17 protein-coding genes are annotated in these 15,611 nt (G+C 69.5%); 10 read left to right on the top strand and 7 right to left on the bottom strand.

The genetic code is table 11. The features are described 5' to 3' along the window. Nucleotides 1-134 precede the first annotated feature (134 nt). On the bottom strand, nucleotides 135-884 hold the full coding sequence (locus tag ACFVJQ_RS24865; protein WP_385787022.1) for a GntR family transcriptional regulator: 750 nt from the start codon (nucleotides 882-884) through the stop codon (nucleotides 135-137). Between the two features lie 117 nt (nucleotides 885-1,001). Here ACFVJQ_RS24865 and ACFVJQ_RS24860 point away from each other — a divergent pair, with 117 nt between their 5' ends. Next, nucleotides 1,002-2,024, top strand: coding sequence for a Gfo/Idh/MocA family oxidoreductase (locus ACFVJQ_RS24860; RefSeq protein ID WP_385515286.1), 1,023 nt, complete (start codon nucleotides 1,002-1,004; stop codon nucleotides 2,022-2,024). A gap of 34 nt (nucleotides 2,025-2,058) precedes the next feature. Here the strand turns inward: ACFVJQ_RS24860 and ACFVJQ_RS24855 are convergent, their stop codons facing one another. The 3 genes from ACFVJQ_RS24855 to ACFVJQ_RS24845 all read right to left on the bottom strand — a co-directional run bounded on the left by ACFVJQ_RS24855 (nucleotide 2,059) and on the right by ACFVJQ_RS24845 (nucleotide 5,272). Continuing rightward, entirely contained in the window at nucleotides 2,059-2,739 is a 681-nt protein-coding gene (locus tag ACFVJQ_RS24855; protein WP_385786970.1) for a response regulator, read from the bottom strand. Between the two features lie 52 nt (nucleotides 2,740-2,791). Next, complete coding sequence (locus ACFVJQ_RS24850; protein WP_385515288.1) at nucleotides 2,792-3,904, bottom strand: hypothetical protein; 1,113 nt, start codon at nucleotides 3,902-3,904, stop codon at nucleotides 2,792-2,794. A gap of 111 nt (nucleotides 3,905-4,015) precedes the next feature. After that, nucleotides 4,016-5,272: a sensor histidine kinase gene (locus tag ACFVJQ_RS24845; protein WP_385786966.1), complete on the bottom strand. Its 1,257-nt coding sequence runs from the start codon at nucleotides 5,270-5,272 to the stop codon at nucleotides 4,016-4,018. A gap of 170 nt (nucleotides 5,273-5,442) precedes the next feature. Between ACFVJQ_RS24845 and ACFVJQ_RS24840 the strand changes: the two genes are divergently transcribed. The 5 genes from ACFVJQ_RS24840 (at nucleotide 5,443) to ACFVJQ_RS24820 (ending at nucleotide 8,645) form a co-directional block, all read left to right on the top strand. Then, a complete protein-coding gene (locus ACFVJQ_RS24840) occupies nucleotides 5,443-5,643 on the top strand; it encodes a hypothetical protein (protein ID WP_224734750.1) in 201 nt (66 codons plus the stop codon). Between the two features lie 117 nt (nucleotides 5,644-5,760). Beyond that, nucleotides 5,761-6,147: a ribonuclease domain-containing protein gene (locus tag ACFVJQ_RS24835; RefSeq protein WP_385515290.1), complete on the top strand. Its 387-nt coding sequence runs from the start codon at nucleotides 5,761-5,763 to the stop codon at nucleotides 6,145-6,147. A gap of 280 nt (nucleotides 6,148-6,427) precedes the next feature. Then, on the top strand, nucleotides 6,428-7,360 hold the full coding sequence (locus tag ACFVJQ_RS24830; RefSeq protein ID WP_385515291.1) for an SDR family oxidoreductase: 933 nt from the start codon (nucleotides 6,428-6,430) through the stop codon (nucleotides 7,358-7,360). 88 nt (nucleotides 7,361-7,448) lie between these two features. Beyond that, nucleotides 7,449-7,922: a carboxymuconolactone decarboxylase family protein gene (locus ACFVJQ_RS24825; RefSeq protein ID WP_385515292.1), complete on the top strand. Its 474-nt coding sequence runs from the start codon at nucleotides 7,449-7,451 to the stop codon at nucleotides 7,920-7,922. A 234-nt stretch (nucleotides 7,923-8,156) separates the two neighbouring features. Further along, on the top strand, nucleotides 8,157-8,645 hold the full coding sequence (locus tag ACFVJQ_RS24820; protein ID WP_224734760.1) for a cupin domain-containing protein: 489 nt from the start codon (nucleotides 8,157-8,159) through the stop codon (nucleotides 8,643-8,645). A 67-nt stretch (nucleotides 8,646-8,712) separates the two neighbouring features. On the opposite strand, the gene ACFVJQ_RS24815 is transcribed toward ACFVJQ_RS24820, so the two are convergent. Further along, entirely contained in the window at nucleotides 8,713-9,234 is a 522-nt protein-coding gene (locus ACFVJQ_RS24815; protein WP_385786961.1) for a hypothetical protein, read from the bottom strand. A 272-nt stretch (nucleotides 9,235-9,506) separates the two neighbouring features. Here ACFVJQ_RS24815 and ACFVJQ_RS24810 point away from each other — a divergent pair, with 272 nt between their 5' ends. The 3 genes from ACFVJQ_RS24810 to ACFVJQ_RS24800 all read left to right on the top strand — a co-directional run bounded on the left by ACFVJQ_RS24810 (nucleotide 9,507) and on the right by ACFVJQ_RS24800 (nucleotide 12,207). Then, nucleotides 9,507-10,250: an SDR family oxidoreductase gene (locus ACFVJQ_RS24810; RefSeq protein ID WP_385515294.1), complete on the top strand. Its 744-nt coding sequence runs from the start codon at nucleotides 9,507-9,509 to the stop codon at nucleotides 10,248-10,250. A 242-nt stretch (nucleotides 10,251-10,492) separates the two neighbouring features. Then, complete coding sequence (locus tag ACFVJQ_RS24805) at nucleotides 10,493-11,419, top strand: RNA polymerase sigma-70 factor (RefSeq protein WP_385515295.1); 927 nt, start codon at nucleotides 10,493-10,495, stop codon at nucleotides 11,417-11,419. Between the two features lie 290 nt (nucleotides 11,420-11,709). Next, nucleotides 11,710-12,207: an Ohr family peroxiredoxin gene (locus ACFVJQ_RS24800; protein WP_385515296.1), complete on the top strand. Its 498-nt coding sequence runs from the start codon at nucleotides 11,710-11,712 to the stop codon at nucleotides 12,205-12,207. 111 nt (nucleotides 12,208-12,318) lie between these two features. Here ACFVJQ_RS24800 and ACFVJQ_RS24795 read toward each other — a convergent pair whose 3' ends face one another. Both ACFVJQ_RS24795 and ACFVJQ_RS24790 read right to left on the bottom strand, forming a co-directional pair. Next, nucleotides 12,319-13,161 (bottom strand): alpha/beta fold hydrolase, encoded by an 843-nt coding sequence (locus ACFVJQ_RS24795; RefSeq protein WP_385515297.1) that lies wholly within the window; start codon nucleotides 13,159-13,161, stop codon nucleotides 12,319-12,321. An 88-nt stretch (nucleotides 13,162-13,249) separates the two neighbouring features. Then, the gene (locus tag ACFVJQ_RS24790) at nucleotides 13,250-14,200 is read right to left on the bottom strand and encodes an alpha/beta hydrolase (protein ID WP_385786956.1); all 951 of its coding nucleotides are present in this window, start codon (nucleotides 14,198-14,200) and stop codon (nucleotides 13,250-13,252) included. Between the two features lie 374 nt (nucleotides 14,201-14,574). Here ACFVJQ_RS24790 and ACFVJQ_RS24785 point away from each other — a divergent pair, with 374 nt between their 5' ends. Further along, nucleotides 14,575-15,507, top strand: a complete 933-nt coding sequence (locus ACFVJQ_RS24785) for an RNA polymerase subunit sigma (protein ID WP_385786954.1) — start codon at nucleotides 14,575-14,577, stop codon at nucleotides 15,505-15,507. The last annotated feature ends 104 nt before the right edge of the window (nucleotides 15,508-15,611 follow it).

Here is a 15,611-nt window from a genome sequence, read left to right as displayed (position 1 = left end):
AAGGGGCCGGTCATCCCGCCGACCCCAAACGCCCCAGTATGAACACGGAGATCGTGCGCCTCGTGACCGGGGAGCGCGAGACGGTCGCCTTGTCCGGACATTGCGACGAACGGGGCTGGCTCCGCGCGGGGTCGTCAGGGCCGTACGAGCAGTTGGAACTCGAAGGAGTAGCGGGTGGGACGGTAGGTGTGCGTGCCGTACTCGACGGCCCGGCCGGTGTCGTCGAAGGTCGTGCGCTGCATGGTCAGCAGGGGGGCGCCCTCGCTCTCGCCGAGCCGTTCGGCCTCGGCGGCGGTGGCGGCGCGGGCGCCGATGGACTGCCGGGCGCTGTGCAGGGTGATCCCGGCGGCGCGCATCAGCCGGTACAGGCCGGTGGCCTCCAGCTGCGTGGTGTCCAGTTCGATCAGGCCGGGCGGCAGGAAGTTGCACAGGTACGCCATCGGCTCCCCGTGCGCCAGCCGTAGCCGTTCCACCCGGTGCACGTCGCTGTCCTCGCTGACGCCGAGGGCTGCCGCCACCTCGGCGGACGCCGGGACGACGGTGTTGACCAGGACCTTGGTCGCCGGGCGCTGCCCGGCCGCCTCCAGGTCGTCGTAGAGGCTGCTGAGCTCCAGCGGACGCTTGACCTGGCTGTGCACGACCTGGGTGCCGACACCGCGGCGGCGCACGAGCAGGCCCTTGTCGACCAGGGACTGGATGGCCTGGCGGACGGTGGGGCGGGACAGGCCGAGCCGGGCGGCGAGCTCGATCTCGTTGCCCAGCAGGCTGCCGGGGGTGAGCGTTCCCCGCTCGATCGCGGCCTCGAGCTGCTGGGACAGCTGGAAGTACAGCGGCACCGGAGAACTCCGGTCCACGCTGAGGTCGAGCTGTACGGTCGGGTCCACATCTGGTTTCGGCACGGGCCGAGCGTAGCTCCGTGACGGGTTGACGGGAAGTTGTGTAGTCCGATTGTCCGGACATAAGCATTGACAGTGCGGTGGGTGCGACCCCACTTTGTTTCCATGCGCATCGGGGTCATCGGGACGGGCCGCATCGGCACCATTCATGCGAACACGCTCAGCCGCCACCGGGACGTGGGCTCCTTGATCCTCACGGACGTCGACCCCGCGCGGGCACAGGAGCTGGCGCACCGGCTCGGGGAGACGGCCGCGCCGGGCATGGACGAGATCTTCCGGTGGGGTGTGGACGCCGTGGTGATCACGACGGCGACGTCGGCGCACGCCGAACTGATCGGTCGGGCAGCGCGCTCGGGGCTGCCGGTGTTCTGCGAGAAACCGATCGCGCTCGACCTGCCCGGCTCGCTGCATGCGATCGCCGAGGTCGAGGCCGCCGGAACGATCCTCCAGATGGGCTTCCAGCGCCGCTTCGACGCGGGCTACACGGGCGCGCGCGAGGCGGTCCGCTCGGGCCGGCTCGGGCGGCTGCACACCGTACGGGCGCTGACCTCCGACCAGGCGCCGCCGCCGGCCGCGTACCTGCCGCTGTCCGGGGGGCTCTTCCGGGACACGTTGATCCATGACTTCGACATGGTGCGCTGGGTGACCGGGCACGAGGTCGTCGACGTGTACGCCGCCGGGTCCGACGCCGGTCCCCCGGTGTTCCGCGAGGCGGGCGACGTCGACACGGCGGCCGTGCTCCTCACCCTCGACGACGGCACGCTGGCCACGGCCACCGCGACCCGGCTGAACGGCGCAGGCTACGACGTGCGCATGGAGCTCGCCGGGGAGCTGGACCAGGTCGTGGTCGGGCTGGACGACCGTACGCCGATCGCGTCGACCGAGCCGACCGGACCACCGGCCGCCAGCAAGCCCTGGACCACCTTCCTGGAGCGGTTCGACCCCGCCTACGAGGCCGAACTGTGCGCGTTCGTGGAGGTGGTGCGGGGCGAGCGGGCCAACCCCTGCGACGGACGCGAGGCGTTGCAGGCGCTCAGGATCGCGGAGGCGTGCGAACTGTCGCGCCGGGAGCACAGACCCGTCCGGCTCGCGGAGATCCCGGGCGGGGCCGAGCCGGTGCTCAGGTGAGCAGGAGCAGAGTGAGGGCATCAGGTCGACACGCCTAATGCCCGTCCTGATCGCCGTCCCCGACGAGTCCCGCGTCGTATGCCAGCAGGGCGATCTGCACCCGGTTGTTCAGGTCGAGCTTGGCGAGGATGCGGGAGACGTGGGTCTTGACCGTGGCGACGCTCATGAAGAGTTCCGCGGCGATCCCGGCATTGGCCAGACCCCGGCCGACCGCGACGGCGACCTCCCGCTCGCGCTCGTTGAGGGCGGCGATGCGCTCCCGCGCGCGTGTGCGGCGGTTGTCGGCGGCGGTGCCGACCGCGTGCTCCATCAACTGGCGGGTGACGGTGGGCGACAGGACGGGGTCCCCGGCGGCGACCCTGCGCACGGCGTCGAGTATCTCGGCGGGCGGGGTGTCCTTGAGGACGAATCCGGCCGCGCCCGCGCGCAGGGCCCGCAGCACCTGGTCGTCGGCGTGAAAGGTGGTCAGGACCACGACCTGCGGGGCGTCCTTGCGCCGACGCAGCCGCTCGGTGGCGGTGAGACCGTCCACCGTCGGCATCCGGATGTCCATCAGGACGACATCGGGGCGGGTGCGGTCGACGAGCGCCTCGACCTCGCCGCCGTCGGCGGCCTCGCCGACGATCTCGATGTCGTCCGCACCCCCCATCATGAAGGACAGTCCCGCCCGCACCAGTGGGTCGTCGTCGACGAGGAGCAGTCTGATCGCAGTCATGGGCCATACGTAATCACGGTCGCACCCGTTGTACCGCGCGGCGGTGCGGGTCTCAGCGCCGCAGGGTCACACCGTGCAGGGTGCGCAGTCGCCGGATCTCCCACCAGGCCACCGCGGTGACCGAGGCCGGGCCGCCGAGCAGGGCGAGGAACTGGATCAGGGGCGGGCCCGGGGGCAGTCCGCCCGCGAGCATGCTGATCGCGGCGAACTCCCACACCAGGGTGCCGGTGAGCAGGGCGGGCAGCGCGGGGTGCACCGCGGCGGCGTTGAAGCCGCTGCGGATCGCGGGGCCGGTGGCGAAGCCGAGGAAGAACAGCAGCCAGACGAACGGCAGGAAGATCGCCAGTACGACCCAGGGCGAGCCGTACCAGGCACCGCCGGGGACCTCCGACTCGCTTCCGGTCACGGTGATCCCGGCCACGCACAGCGGCACCGCTGTCACAGCGCCGACGTACCACAGCGCCGACCGCCCCGCGGCGCGCAGCCGCGGTCGCATCTCGGCCCGCGCCGCCGCCGACGCCATGCGGAACAGCAGGGCGATGACCACGGGGGCGCTCACCAGCAGCAGCGGCGGGGTGACGGCCAGCCGCATCATGTACTGCTGCTGGGCCTCACTGATGTCCTCCGGTTTTCCGTACACGGCAAGCAGCAGAAGGGACATGACGGCCGCGGTCCAGGCCCGCGCCTTCTGGATGCGCCACACGTGGGGATCGTCGAAGTGCCGGTGACCGCGCACCGGGAAGAGCCGGTGCGCCCGGATGCGGGCCGAGCGGGCGAAGGAGTAGCCCACCATGAGGGGCACGATCGCGAACCAGCTGCACGGGAACACCAGGAGCGCCCACACACAGCCGTGGATCCGGGTCCGCCCGGCTCGCAACAGGTCACGCAGGGGCGGCCATTCGGCGCCCCGCAGACCGACCAGCAGCGACCAGAGGGAGTCGTTGCGGCGCGGCGGGACGTACGGCTGCGGGTGCGGCGGGAAGCCCGGCGGGTGCGGAGCGTAGGGGTTGTACGGCGGCTGACCGGGCTGCGGCGGGACGTACGGCGGCGGATACGGTCCCGGGTTCGGGGGCGGGACGTAGGGTCCCTGGTTCGGGGGCGGCGGATACGGTCCGCCGTTCGGTGGCCACTGCGGCTGGTACGGGTTGGGTCCCCCGAAACTCACTGTGCTGTTTTCCTTCCGGTGCGTGTACTGCTGACGGCTGGACATACGTCAGCCCATCGCGTCACACAAGTCAACTTGCTGTGCACCGAAGGGACATGGGCAGAGCTCGACTCAGCCCCAGGGCAGCCACGCCCGCACCTCGAAGCCACCGTCCTCCCGCGGCCCGTGCTCCAGGCGGCCGCCGGCCAGTGTGGCACGTTCGGTCAGGCCGATCAGGCCCTGTCCGGAGCCAGGGACGGGCGGGACCTCCCCCTCGGGGGCCGGGTTGCGTACGCAGACGGTGAGGCCCTCGCCCGACGCGCCCGTCACGGACACGGTGACCTCGGTGCCGGGGGCATGCTTGCGGGCGTTGGTCAGGCCCTCCTGGGCGATGCGGTAGGCGGTGCGGCCGACGGAGGCGGGGACGGCCGCCGGCTCCGTGACCCGCATGACGAGGGTGACCTTCGTGCCGGCCTCGCGGGACTCGGCGACCAGCGCGTCGAAGGCGGCGAGCGTCGGCTGGGGGCGGCCCGCCTCGTCGGGCTCGCCCGCCCGCAGGACGCCGATGATCTCCCGCAGGTCCTGCAGGGCCTCGTGCGCGCTCTCCCGGATGACACCGGCCGCCCGCGCCACCTCGTCGCGGGGCGCGTCGGGCCGGAACTCCAGCGCTCCGGCGTGCACGCTGAGCAGGGTCAGCCGGTGGGCGAGCACATCGTGCATCTCCCGGGCGATGGCCTCGCGGGCGAGCCGCTGGGCCTGCTCGGCACGCAGCCGCGCTTCCGTCTCGGCCCGCTGGGCGCGGTCGCGCAGGCTGAACATGAGCTGGCGTTTGGACCGGACGAGCATGCCCCAGCCGATGACGCTGGCGCTGAGCAGGACGGTGAACGCGACCGCCGCGACGTACGGCAGGGTCGGTTCCGGGCGCAGCCAGAAGAAGAGCGGGACCAGTGCGAGGGAGATACCGCCGACCCAGCCCACGTACCGGAAGGGCCGGTGCACCGCGAGGGTGAAGAAGGCGACCAGGCCGGCGCCGCCCGCGGTGTTCGAGACGAAGCCGACGGGGAGCATCGCGAGGGCGAGACCGAGCGGCCAGCGGCGGCGCAGCCAGACCGCGGCGCAGGCCAGGGCGCCGACCCACTGGTCGACGACCAGGAGGGTCGGCGGGGTGTTCTCGGGGGTCATGGAGTCCGCTGCCGCCAGACCGAAGACGACGGCCACCAGAAAGAGGCTGAAGTCGACGAGCCAGTCGCGCAGCGTGCGCCGGGGCCGGCGTCCGGGCCGTCCGGCGTCCGGGTCGAGGGCGTGGACCAGGGCGGACGGGAACAACCACCGGCGTCCCTTGAACGCCGACGGCAGTTGCAGGGTCCCGTCGTCTTTCACGGTCGACAAATCTACGCAGGGGCGGACCGCGGCACCTCCCCGCAGGCCGGATCGTCGACCAAAGTCGCGGCACCGACGACTTTCGGCGCGGTGGGCAGGCGAGATCACCGACTTCCGGACCGAGAGGCGCGCCCCGCGGCCGATGTGCGCGAGGGGTCCGCGGGGCGAGGGTCGTGGCCATGAAACAGCTGCTGGAACTCCTCGGTTTCCTCGCCCTGGTGCAGGGCGTCATGGGCCTGCTGCACGAGTTCACCGACTGGCACATCGGTCTCGTGCAGCGGGTCGGTTTCCTCGACGGTTACGAGATCTACGCGAGCGTCGCCCTGGTGGTGCTGGCGTTCGCCCTGTTCGCGGCCGCGGAGAGCCGGAAGTCAGGCTGAGGGCCGGGCAGCGCCTCGGCACGCGAGGTTAACTTCCCGAAAACTCATCGGACTTGACGGGAAAATCTTCTGGCTTGTCATTGACATGCCATGCTCTACGCGCGTCACCATGGGGGCATGAGATTCCCCCCACGCGCCACTCGGATCGGCGCCGCAGCCGCTCTCCTGTCCGCCCTGTTCGTGGGCGGCACCGTCACCGCCACGCCGGCGGCCGCCGCGGTCGGCAGCATCTGCTACAGCGACCTGCCCTCCCAGGCGTACGACACCCTCGAGCTGATCGAGGCCGGCGGCCCCTTCCCCTACGAACAGGACGGCACCGTCTTCCAGAACCGGGAAGGCATCCTGCCCAGCCAGTCCTCCGGCTACTACCACGAGTACACCGTGATCACGCCGGGCTCCCCCACGCGCGGTGCGCGCCGCATCGTCACGGGTGAGGAGTACCAGGAGGACTACTACACGGCGGACCACTACGCCTCGTTCGACCTGATCGACTACGACTGCTGAGTCCCCCACGACTCAGTCCGAGGAACGGTGCAACCCGCCCCGGAGGGCCGGGTCCCTGACCGCAGAACCCCTTGCCCCGCGTACCCCCCACCTCGCCTGTGGACGCGGGGCAAGGCACGTTCTGCCACATTGTGTCACACCGTGTTGCTGCAAGCGTCCGCTCCGCAGTACCGATGTCATCCATGCCCTGTCAGTCCATGGTTGAGCGCCACATGGATCGGGCGGCTCCGTTCATGGACGTTGGTGCTGGTTGAAAGGCCTGCACGAGTGGGAGCTCGAGATGACTGAAGTAACCGTGCCCGACCTGCGAGGAAAGCGCGCCGTGGTGACTGGGGCGAGCGACGGCATCGGCCTGGGGCTGGCCGAACGGCTCGCTCGCGCCGGCGTCGAACTTGTCCTGCCGGTGCGCAACGCCTCCAAAGGTGCCGCTGCGCTGGAGCGCATCCGTGTGAACGTGCCCGAGGCGCAGGTCTCCACACGCGTCCTCGACCTGGCTTCCCTCGCCTCGGTCGAAACCCTCGCCGACACGCTGACCGCGGAAGGCAGACCGATCCACTTCCTGATCAACAATGCCGGCGTGATGGCGCCGCCTGTCCGGCACACGACAGAGGACGGGTACGAGCTGCAGTTCGGCACCAACCATCTCGGCCATGTGGCGCTCACCGGGCGTCTGATGCCCTTGCTGCGCGCCGGTCAGGCTCGTGTGACCACCGTGACCAGCAGCGCCGCACGCGGCGGCAGGATCAACTGGGACGATCTGCAGAGCGAGCAGCGCTACTCACCGGTGCGGGCCTACAACCTGTCCAAGCTGGCCAACCTGCTGTTCGCCCTCGAGCTGAACCGTCGGAGTACAGCAGGCGAATGGGGCATCGTCAGCAACGCCGCTCACCCCGGTACGACACTGACCAACCTCTACGCATCCGGGCCCAACCTCGGACGCACCCGCCCCGCACCACATGAGGCGATCATGAAGCGGCTCGCGCGCTGGGGCGTGTTCGTGCAATCCGTCGACGCCGGCGTGCTTCCCCTGCTGTACGCGGCCACGAGCCGTGACGCACAGGGCGGGTGCCTGTACGGCCCTGACGGTCTTGGCCAGTTCACCGGCAGCCCCACACAACTGGCGATCTACAGGTCGGCCCGGAACGAGGCCGACGCAGCCCGGCTCTGGCAGATCTCCGAGCGTCTCACAGGCGTCACGTTCGCGGCCGTCTGAGGCAGCCGGCCCGTTCACCGGATCGCGTCACATTCTGCCGGGCTGTCCGGTCAGTGGTGTGTATCCGCAACTCGACCAGGAGATCGCCATGGATTCGCGTGTCAACTACTTCGGCAATTCCCTCGCGAACAAGGTGCTGAAGCACATCAACTCGGCGAGCAAGGTGCTGTCGGACTCGGGGCTGCCCGCCGCCACCCAGGAGCTGGTGAAGATCCGCGCCAGCCAGATCAACGGGTGCGGCTTCTGCACCGACATGCACACCAAGGACGCCACCGCGGCCGGTGAGACGTCGGTACGCCTCAACCTGGTCGCCGCCTGGCGGGAGGCCACGGTCTTCACCGAGGCGGAGCGCGCCGCGCTGGAGCTGGCGGAGCAGGGGACCCGGATCGCGGACGCGGCCGGCGGGGTCACCGACGAGGCCTGGGCGAACGCCGCCAAGTACTACGACGAGGACCAGCTCGTGGCGCTGATCTCCCTCATCGCCGTCATCAACTCCTACAACCGCATCAACGTCATCAACCAGCAGCCCGCCGGCAGCTACCGGCCCGGCCAGTTCGGCTGAGCCAGGCATCCGGCCCGTCCGGACACATGCCGTCCGTCTCCGCGTCGCCCAGGCCTACGGCGCGGCCTGTCACACCGTGTTCAGCCATCGTCGCCGTGGCGGCGCTGCCGCTGCTCGCCGCCATGGAGCCGGAAAAGCTGCCGCCACAGCTCCTGGCCGGTGTCAGCTGTCACATCCGCCGGGAGCCTCGGTCTTTGTTCACGAGCGTTGTTCATCCACCGAATCCAAGGAGTGCTGAAGATGTCGTACCCGGAGCAGGTGTACTGGGGAGAGAGCGGCGAGGTCAGCGCCGATTTCCGTCCGGCGAACACCCCGCCCGATGTCGGCGAAGCGGGCAAGGACGCCATTCACTACCTGGCGACCACCACGACCACGCGGGGTGAGTTCGGGCTCTACCGAGTCGAGATGAGGGCGAGGGCCGGCGGCCCCAAGACCCACTTCCACAAGACCATCTCGGAGTCCTTCTACATCCTGGAAGGCACCGTCCGTCTCTTCAACGGAGACAAGTGGATCGATGCGCAGAAGGGCGACTTCCTGCACGTGCCGCAGGGCGGACTGCACGCCTTCCGCAACGACTCCGACGCCCCGGCCGAAATGCTGCTGCTCTTCACCCCGGGCGCACCACGCGAGGAGTACTTCGAGAAGGTGTCACAGCTGGCCCACGCCACGGATGAAGAACGCGCCAGGTTCTTCGACAAGCACGACTCTTACTTCGTGGAGTGACGAGCTGATACACCGTGCCGGTCGACGACCGAGGCGCTGTCAGCCGTCGGAACGTGGCTCGGCGGCCTCACTGCACGCGGGTCACAGTCAGGCTCTTCGGGTCCCCGCCTGCGCCGCGCAGGGTGATGTCGAACAACAGCTGTCCTTCACGGGGACGCAGGGTGGCCGAGTGCCCGGGGGTGATCTCCCGTTCCCCGCCCTGGACGCGGATGCCCTGCCTGGGCCCGTTGATGACGGTCACGTACACCGTGGAGGGACCGGTGTTGCGTACCGTCACGGCCTTCGTCGGCACGCACCGGCCGCCTCCGGCCGCTGCGGTGGGGCAGACGTGGCGCAAGTCTCCGAATCCGTACGTTCCGCAGGAGAGCTCCAGCTCCTGCCCGAGCGTGGAGCGGCAGGTGCGACCGACGCTTATGCGGTCGCTCCGGTCCGGTTCCGCATCATGGCGGACGGCCAGGCCGGTGGCCGTCACGGCGAGTACGGCTGAGCCCACCAACGCGCCCAAGAACAGGCGGCCTTGCTGCCGTCGCCGTTGCGTGCTGCCGGTCACCTGTGAACTGCTCGGCCGGCGGGCGGGTCTGTCGTTCACGGGTGTCCTCGAAATGCTCGGGAGTGACGGCGCCCACAAGTCGGCGGCCTCGGCTCTCGGTGTGATCGTGGGTCTTGGTCCCATGACCGTTTCCGATGATGACCGAGTGCGCTGTGGATCTGTGACACGGTGGCCGACCGCGTTACGTCGAGCAGTGTCACAACAACAGTGTGAGCCCTGTCCTAGGTGTGGTGGACGGCTGACTTCACCGTCACCGTCATCGTCATGAAAGCACCAGTGGGGTCACCGACCCCCGACGGAAAGAGACCCGGATGAGAGTCGTTGTTGCGGGAGGCACCGGGCTGATCGGTTCCAGGACTGTTGCCAGGCTCCGGGACCACGGCATGGAGGTCGTGTCCGTATCGCGCGGGGAGGGCGTCGACATCATCACCGGGGAGGGTCTCGCCGAGGCCCTGCGGGGCGCCGAAGTCGTGGTGGACCTCACCGACGCGCCCGCACGTACGGAGAAGGCGAGCGTGGACTTCTTCGGCACCGCCACGGCCACCCTTGTGGAGGCCGCGGCGGCGGCAGGTGCCGAGCATTACGTGGTTCTGTCCGTCGTGGGCGCCGAGCAGCTGAAGTCGGGGTACTTCCGTGCGAAGCTGCTGCAGGAGGAGCAGGTGCGGCGTTCGCCGGTTCCCTTCTCCTCGATCGTGCGCGCCACGCCGTTCTTCGAATCCGTCGAGACCACGGCACTGACGAACACGCGTGCGGACGGTGTGCACGTCGCGCCCGTCCTGATGCGTCCGGTGTCGGCGAACGATGTCGCCGCTGCGGTTGCTCATGTCGCCGTGGGAGTGCCGCCGGCCGGCATTCTCCAGGTCGCCGGCCCGGAGGAACACCGCCTCGACGAACTCACCGCGAAGCTGCTGGCCGCGCGGGGTGACCTGCGTGATGTCGTCGCCGATGCGCATGCCCCCTTCTTCGGTACGGAGATCGGGGAACGGACGCTGCTTCCCGCACCGGACGCCCACCTGGGGCACGAAACGTTCGCCCACTGGCTCGCCCGGCGGTGACCCCCTCCCCGCTGAGCTGGGGGAGCGGGTCACTGTTCACCCTCATACGCTTGACGAGGCGGAACTGCAGGGGATCGCGGACGTGGCCGTCTGCCCCTGCACGCCCGGATGTGTGACGCGGGAACCACAGTGCCTGGGACAGTCCCCAGGGACACAACGAGTAACACTGAAATTCCACAATGCTGGCATCGGTGTGTGCCCTACCACGGCCGTGGACACACGCTGCTGCGGCGGCTTGTAGCATGGTGGCTCCGAAGCTGGAAGGGACAACCGTGCACGCTGGTGATGACGCTGACTCCCTTGAGCAGGCGACAAGGGAGTTCCTCGCGGCGCGCCCGCAGCTCTTCGGCATCGCGTACCGCATCCTCGGCAGTGCGGTGGAAGCCGAGGACATCGTCCAGGAGGCATGGCTGCGGTGGCAGAACACGGACCGCACGGACGTCCTCGAGCCGGCGGCCTTCCTGACCACCGTCACCGCACGGCTGGCCATCAACTTCGCCCAGTCCGCCCGGGTGCGGCGGGAGTCGTACATCGGGCCGTGGCTTCCCGAGCCGGTCGACACCACTGAGGACCCTCAGCTGGGGGCGGAACGGGCCGAGGCGCTCGAGCTGGCGGTTCTCTTCCTCCTCGAGAAGCTGAACCCGGTGGAACGAGCGGCCTATGTCCTGAGAGAAGCCTTCGACTACCCCTACAAGCAGGTCGCGGACATCCTGGAAACGAGTGAGGCCAACACCCGCCAGCTGGTGAGCCGTGCACGCAAGCACCTGGCCTCCGAGCGCAGGGAGCGCGTCAGCCCGGTTGATCACAAACGGCTGCTGGAGGTGTTCCTCGCCGCCGCGCAGACGGGCAATCTGGCGGTGCTCGAGGACGTCCTCGCCGCGGACGTCGTCAGCTGGTCCGACGGCGGCGGGGTGCGCGGCGCGTCGAAGATTCCGGTCGTCGGGCGTACGCACGTCTCCAAGTACCTTGCGGCGTTCGCGCCCCGGTTCTGGCCCCAGATGGACATTCGGTGGGTCGAGGCCAATGGACGGCCGGCCGTCCTTGTCTCCGCCGACGGGAACGCCGTGGCCCTGCTGTCCGTCGACGCGTCCGCCGAGGGGATCGACCGGATCATGTGGGTGATGAATCCGGCCAAGCTGCTGCCCTACGTGGCGTCCCTGAGCGCCTGAGACCTCCCGCAGCAGTCGGTGGAGCGGGTCCTGGCCGTGTCACAAGAGGGGTGACTTGTCGGTCTACCGGTTATCCGGAACCCAGGGTTCTCCCAGACTTGAAGGACACACGACATGACGATGGTCATGAGCGGCCGGGTGGCCCTTGCCCGCGGACGGGTGTGCTGCCCCACGCGCCAGGCAAGAACACCCGCAGAGGCCGACTCCTCCCCTTCCACCGCCTTGCCCGCTCCGGGCGGGCCGGGGAGGTCCGGCCCGGGCGGGCACCGCGACGACATCGGAGTCATGCTGTGAACGACCAGATCAAGTTGCCCAATCTGTCCACCGACAAGGACTTCGACGGGGAGTCCTTCTCCCCCATCTACTCCACGACCGTGACCGTCAGCGGCGGCACTGCCGCGCACGGGCGAGCCACGGGGAGAGCCCGGTCGGCCGACGGGGCCCTGGACCTCGAGCTGCGCATGCCCGCCGAGCTCGGCGGGGACGGTCAGGGAAACAACCCCGAGCAGTTGTTCGCCGCCGGCTTCGCGGCCTGCTTCCACGGGGCCCTGAGTCTGGTGGCGCGGCGGGAGGCGCTCGATCCTGCCGCAATCTCCGTGGAGGCGACCGTGGCGTTCGGGCGGGATCCGGAAGACGGCGGCTATCTGCTGCACGTCGACCTGGTGGTCAGGTGGCCAGGCGTCACTTCGGAGATCGCCGCTCCCCTTCTGGAGAAGGCCGAATCACTGTGCCCCTACGCCAAGATGGCCTGGCAGGGAACGCCGACAACCATCATGCTGGCTTCCTAGCCCCGACTTCAGGGCCCTGCGCTGCGGAAGTGACCTCACTTCGGCAGCGCATCGCCCTGCGTGTGGAGGGCGGGGTGGCAACGCAGCCGGCCCGCCCTCGGAGTCGGCCGGTCAGCGGACCGACCGTGCGGCCTTCTGAATGAGCTGGGCGACCTCATCGGGGCGGGAGACGCTCACCGCGTGCGATGCACGGACTTCCACCGTGTGGGCCTTGGCACGCTCGGCCATGAAGGTCTGAGCCTTCGGCGGGATGTTGAGGTCCTCGGTGGCCACCAGGACCCAGGACGGAATGGTCTTCCAGGCGGGCTCGGAGGCACCCTCCTCCAGAGCGGCGCTGGTCACCGGACGCTGGGTGACCGCCATGAGGTCGGTGGTGTTCTCCGGGACGTCTGCGGCGAACTGGTCGTGGAACTTGGCCTGTTCGATGTAGAGATCCGCACCCTGGGAACCATCGGGCAGGGTGATCGGGACAGGGCGCAGGGCTTCGCCGAGCGTGCTGCCGGGGAACTTGGCCGCCAGCTCACCCGCGCTCTCGCCCTTGTCCGGGAGGAAGGCAGCGATGTACACGAGCGCCTTGACGTTGTCGGCGCCGTTGGCGGCATTGCTGATGACTGCTCCGCCGTAGGAGTGCCCGGCCAGCACGACCGGGCCGTCGATGCCGGCCAGGAGTTCCTTGACATAGGCGGCGTCGCTGCTCAGCCCGCGCAGCGGATTGGCCGCGGCCACCACCGGATAGCCCTCCCGCTTCAGCTTCTTCACGACACCGTTCCAGCTGGTGGAGTCGGCGAATGCGCCGTGGACGAGAACCACGGTCGGCTTACGGCCGTGCGAGGAGGAACCCTTGCCCGCGCTCGCGGGAGCGACCGAGGTGGCAAGGAGAGCAGCGGCAAAGGTCGCCGTAGCCATGAGGGAGAGCGGAGTGCGCGCACGTCGGTAGAGAGAACGGCGGTTCATGACAGGCCTTTCGAAGAAGGTGTGGGTTCAGTGGAGGCAAGAGGTGGGCGCAGGCCCGGTGCGGTCGATCTGGGCTGTCGGCCGTGCGTCAGCCGGTGTGGAGCGCGGTACGCAGGGTGTGAATGGCCTGCTCCACCGCGGCAGTTGTGGCCTGCGTCGGCCGCAGGGGGTTGAGCATCATGAAGTCGTGCAGGGTGCCGTTGATACGGATGCTGGTGGTGGGAACGCCGGCCTGGGTCAGCTTGCGGGCGTAGGCCTCACCCTCGTCCCGCAGGACGTCGTTCTCGTCGACGATGACGAGCGCGGGCGGCAGGCCCTCCAGCTCCTCCAGGCTCGCCCGCAGCGGCGAGGCGGTGATCTCCGCCCGCTGGGCGGGATCGGTGGTGTAGCAGTCCCAGAACCAGGCCATGCCCTTCGCCGTGAGGAAGGGCCCGTCCGCGAACTCCCGGTAGCTGTCGGTGTCCTGGGCGGCGTCCGTGACGGGGTAGTACAGCGACTGGTGCACGAAGGTCACGTCGCCGCGCTGCTTGGCCATGATGGTCAGTGCCGCGGTCATGTTGCCGCCGACGGAGTCGCCGGCCACCGCCATGCGGGAGGCGTCCAGGCCCTCCTCGGCGCCCTTCGCAGTGATCCATCGAGCAGTCGCGTATGCCTGCTCGATGGCGACCGGGTACTTGGCCTCCGGGGAACGGTCGTACTCGACGAACACGACAGCGGCATTCGCCCCGACGGCCAGCTCGCGCACGAGGCGATCATGCGTTCCCGCGTTTCCGAGAACCCAGCCTCCGCCGTGCACGTAGAGGACGACCGGCAGCGTGCCCTGAGCATCGACGGGCTTGACGATGCGGACCCGCACATCGCCGACCTCGGCAGGTACGGTGATCCACTTGTCCTGCACGTCGGGCTTCTCGACAGGCGCCGCCTGGAGATCGTCGAGGACCTTCCGAGCGCCCTCGGGGCCGAGTTCGTACAGGAAAGGCGGGTTGGCCGTCGCCTCCGCGATCTTCTGCGCGGCGGGCTCGAGAACGGGCTTGTTCACGATGTGCTCCTTGGGTCGGCGGGCGTGTGTGGTTGTTTCCACCCTTGTGACAGAGCATCCCTGCAAGGTGTGACATGAGTTGATGACAACTTCTTGTTTCCGTCGTTCAGCGCTCCGCGTCGCCTCCGGCCGGCGTACGAGCCCGGCTGAGCGGGCCGGCTGCCTGACGCCTGCCGCATCCGCCGACTACTCGCCTTCCAGGGCGAGACGCAGCCATGCCGCGTCCGCGCACGGCCGTGGCCCACCGGGCCGCTGCCGCGGTCCTGGTCGGGCTGATGTCACACGATCCACGGCTGTCCGGTCTGAGCTGTCGAGCGGACGTAGACAGAGTGCCGCGGCAGTCGTGTGGTGGTGTGGGAGAGGGAGGATGCCGTATGGACCGTGGCGATGACGCGGTACCGATCGCGGAGCTGCTCGACGAGCGGCGGCACCTGCTCGATGTCGCCTACTGGATGCTGGGCAACAGTGTGGAGGCCGAGAGTGTCATAGACGCAACCTACCGGCGCTGGTACGCCCTGTCCGACCCGGCACGCGCCCGGATCACGACGCCGCGCTCCTGGCTGGCGAAAGTGGCCGGCAGTATCTGCCTGGCCCGCCTGGCCCTGCCCGACCGCAACCCGACCCGCACCGGCCAGGACCACCCAACCCGCACCCCACCGCCGGCCGCCGAAACCCCCGGGACGCTGGAGCAGCAGATCAGCGGGGTGCTGCTGGACGCGCTGGATGCCCTGTCCCCCGCCGAGCGGGCGGCGTTCGTCCTCAACGACGTCTTCGGCATGGCCCCGGGCGCGGTCGCCGACATCGTGCGCCAGAGCGAACCGGAATGCGCCGAACTGGCCGACCGCGCCCGCCGCAGCCTGCGCGCCCGCCGCGCACGGCCCACCCCACCCCAGCAGCACGACGCCCTAGCCCGCGCCCTCCACCAGGCCTGCACCACCCAGGACGAAGCCCTCCTGGCCTCACTCCTCGCCCCCGACGCCACGGCCTTCTTCGACGGCGGCGGCAAGGTCAGGGCTCTGGTCAAACCCGTCCACGGCAACACCCACGTCGCCCGCAGCCTGCTCACCCTCCTCACCCGCCACCCCCGCACCGCCCTCGACACCCACTCCGTCAACGGACGCACCGGCCTCCTCGTACGGTACGACCACCAAGTCGTCGCCATCATCAGCCTCGACATCGCGGGCCCTCACATCGTCCAGGTCTGGATCATCCTCAACCCGGACAAACTCCGCGCCTGGAACCGACCCGGCGCTCCTCCCGGCCCGCCGAGGCCGCACAACAACTCGCCCGGCCAACCCGGGGACTGAGGCCACCGGCAGCGGTGCTTCCGCCACGAACGGGCCGGCCGAACGCGGGGCGGCAATTCGGTACGGCAAACCTGTCACAGAGCGGGGATCCACCCGGTCAATGA

Origin of the sequence: Streptomyces sp. NPDC127197 (assembly GCF_042672405.1) — a bacterium.
Taxonomy (GTDB): Bacteria; Actinomycetota; Actinomycetes; order Streptomycetales; family Streptomycetaceae; genus Streptomyces; species Streptomyces flavusporus.
The sequence above is the reverse complement of the archived record's forward strand: the minus strand, read 5'-3'. Positions and strand labels throughout refer to the sequence as shown.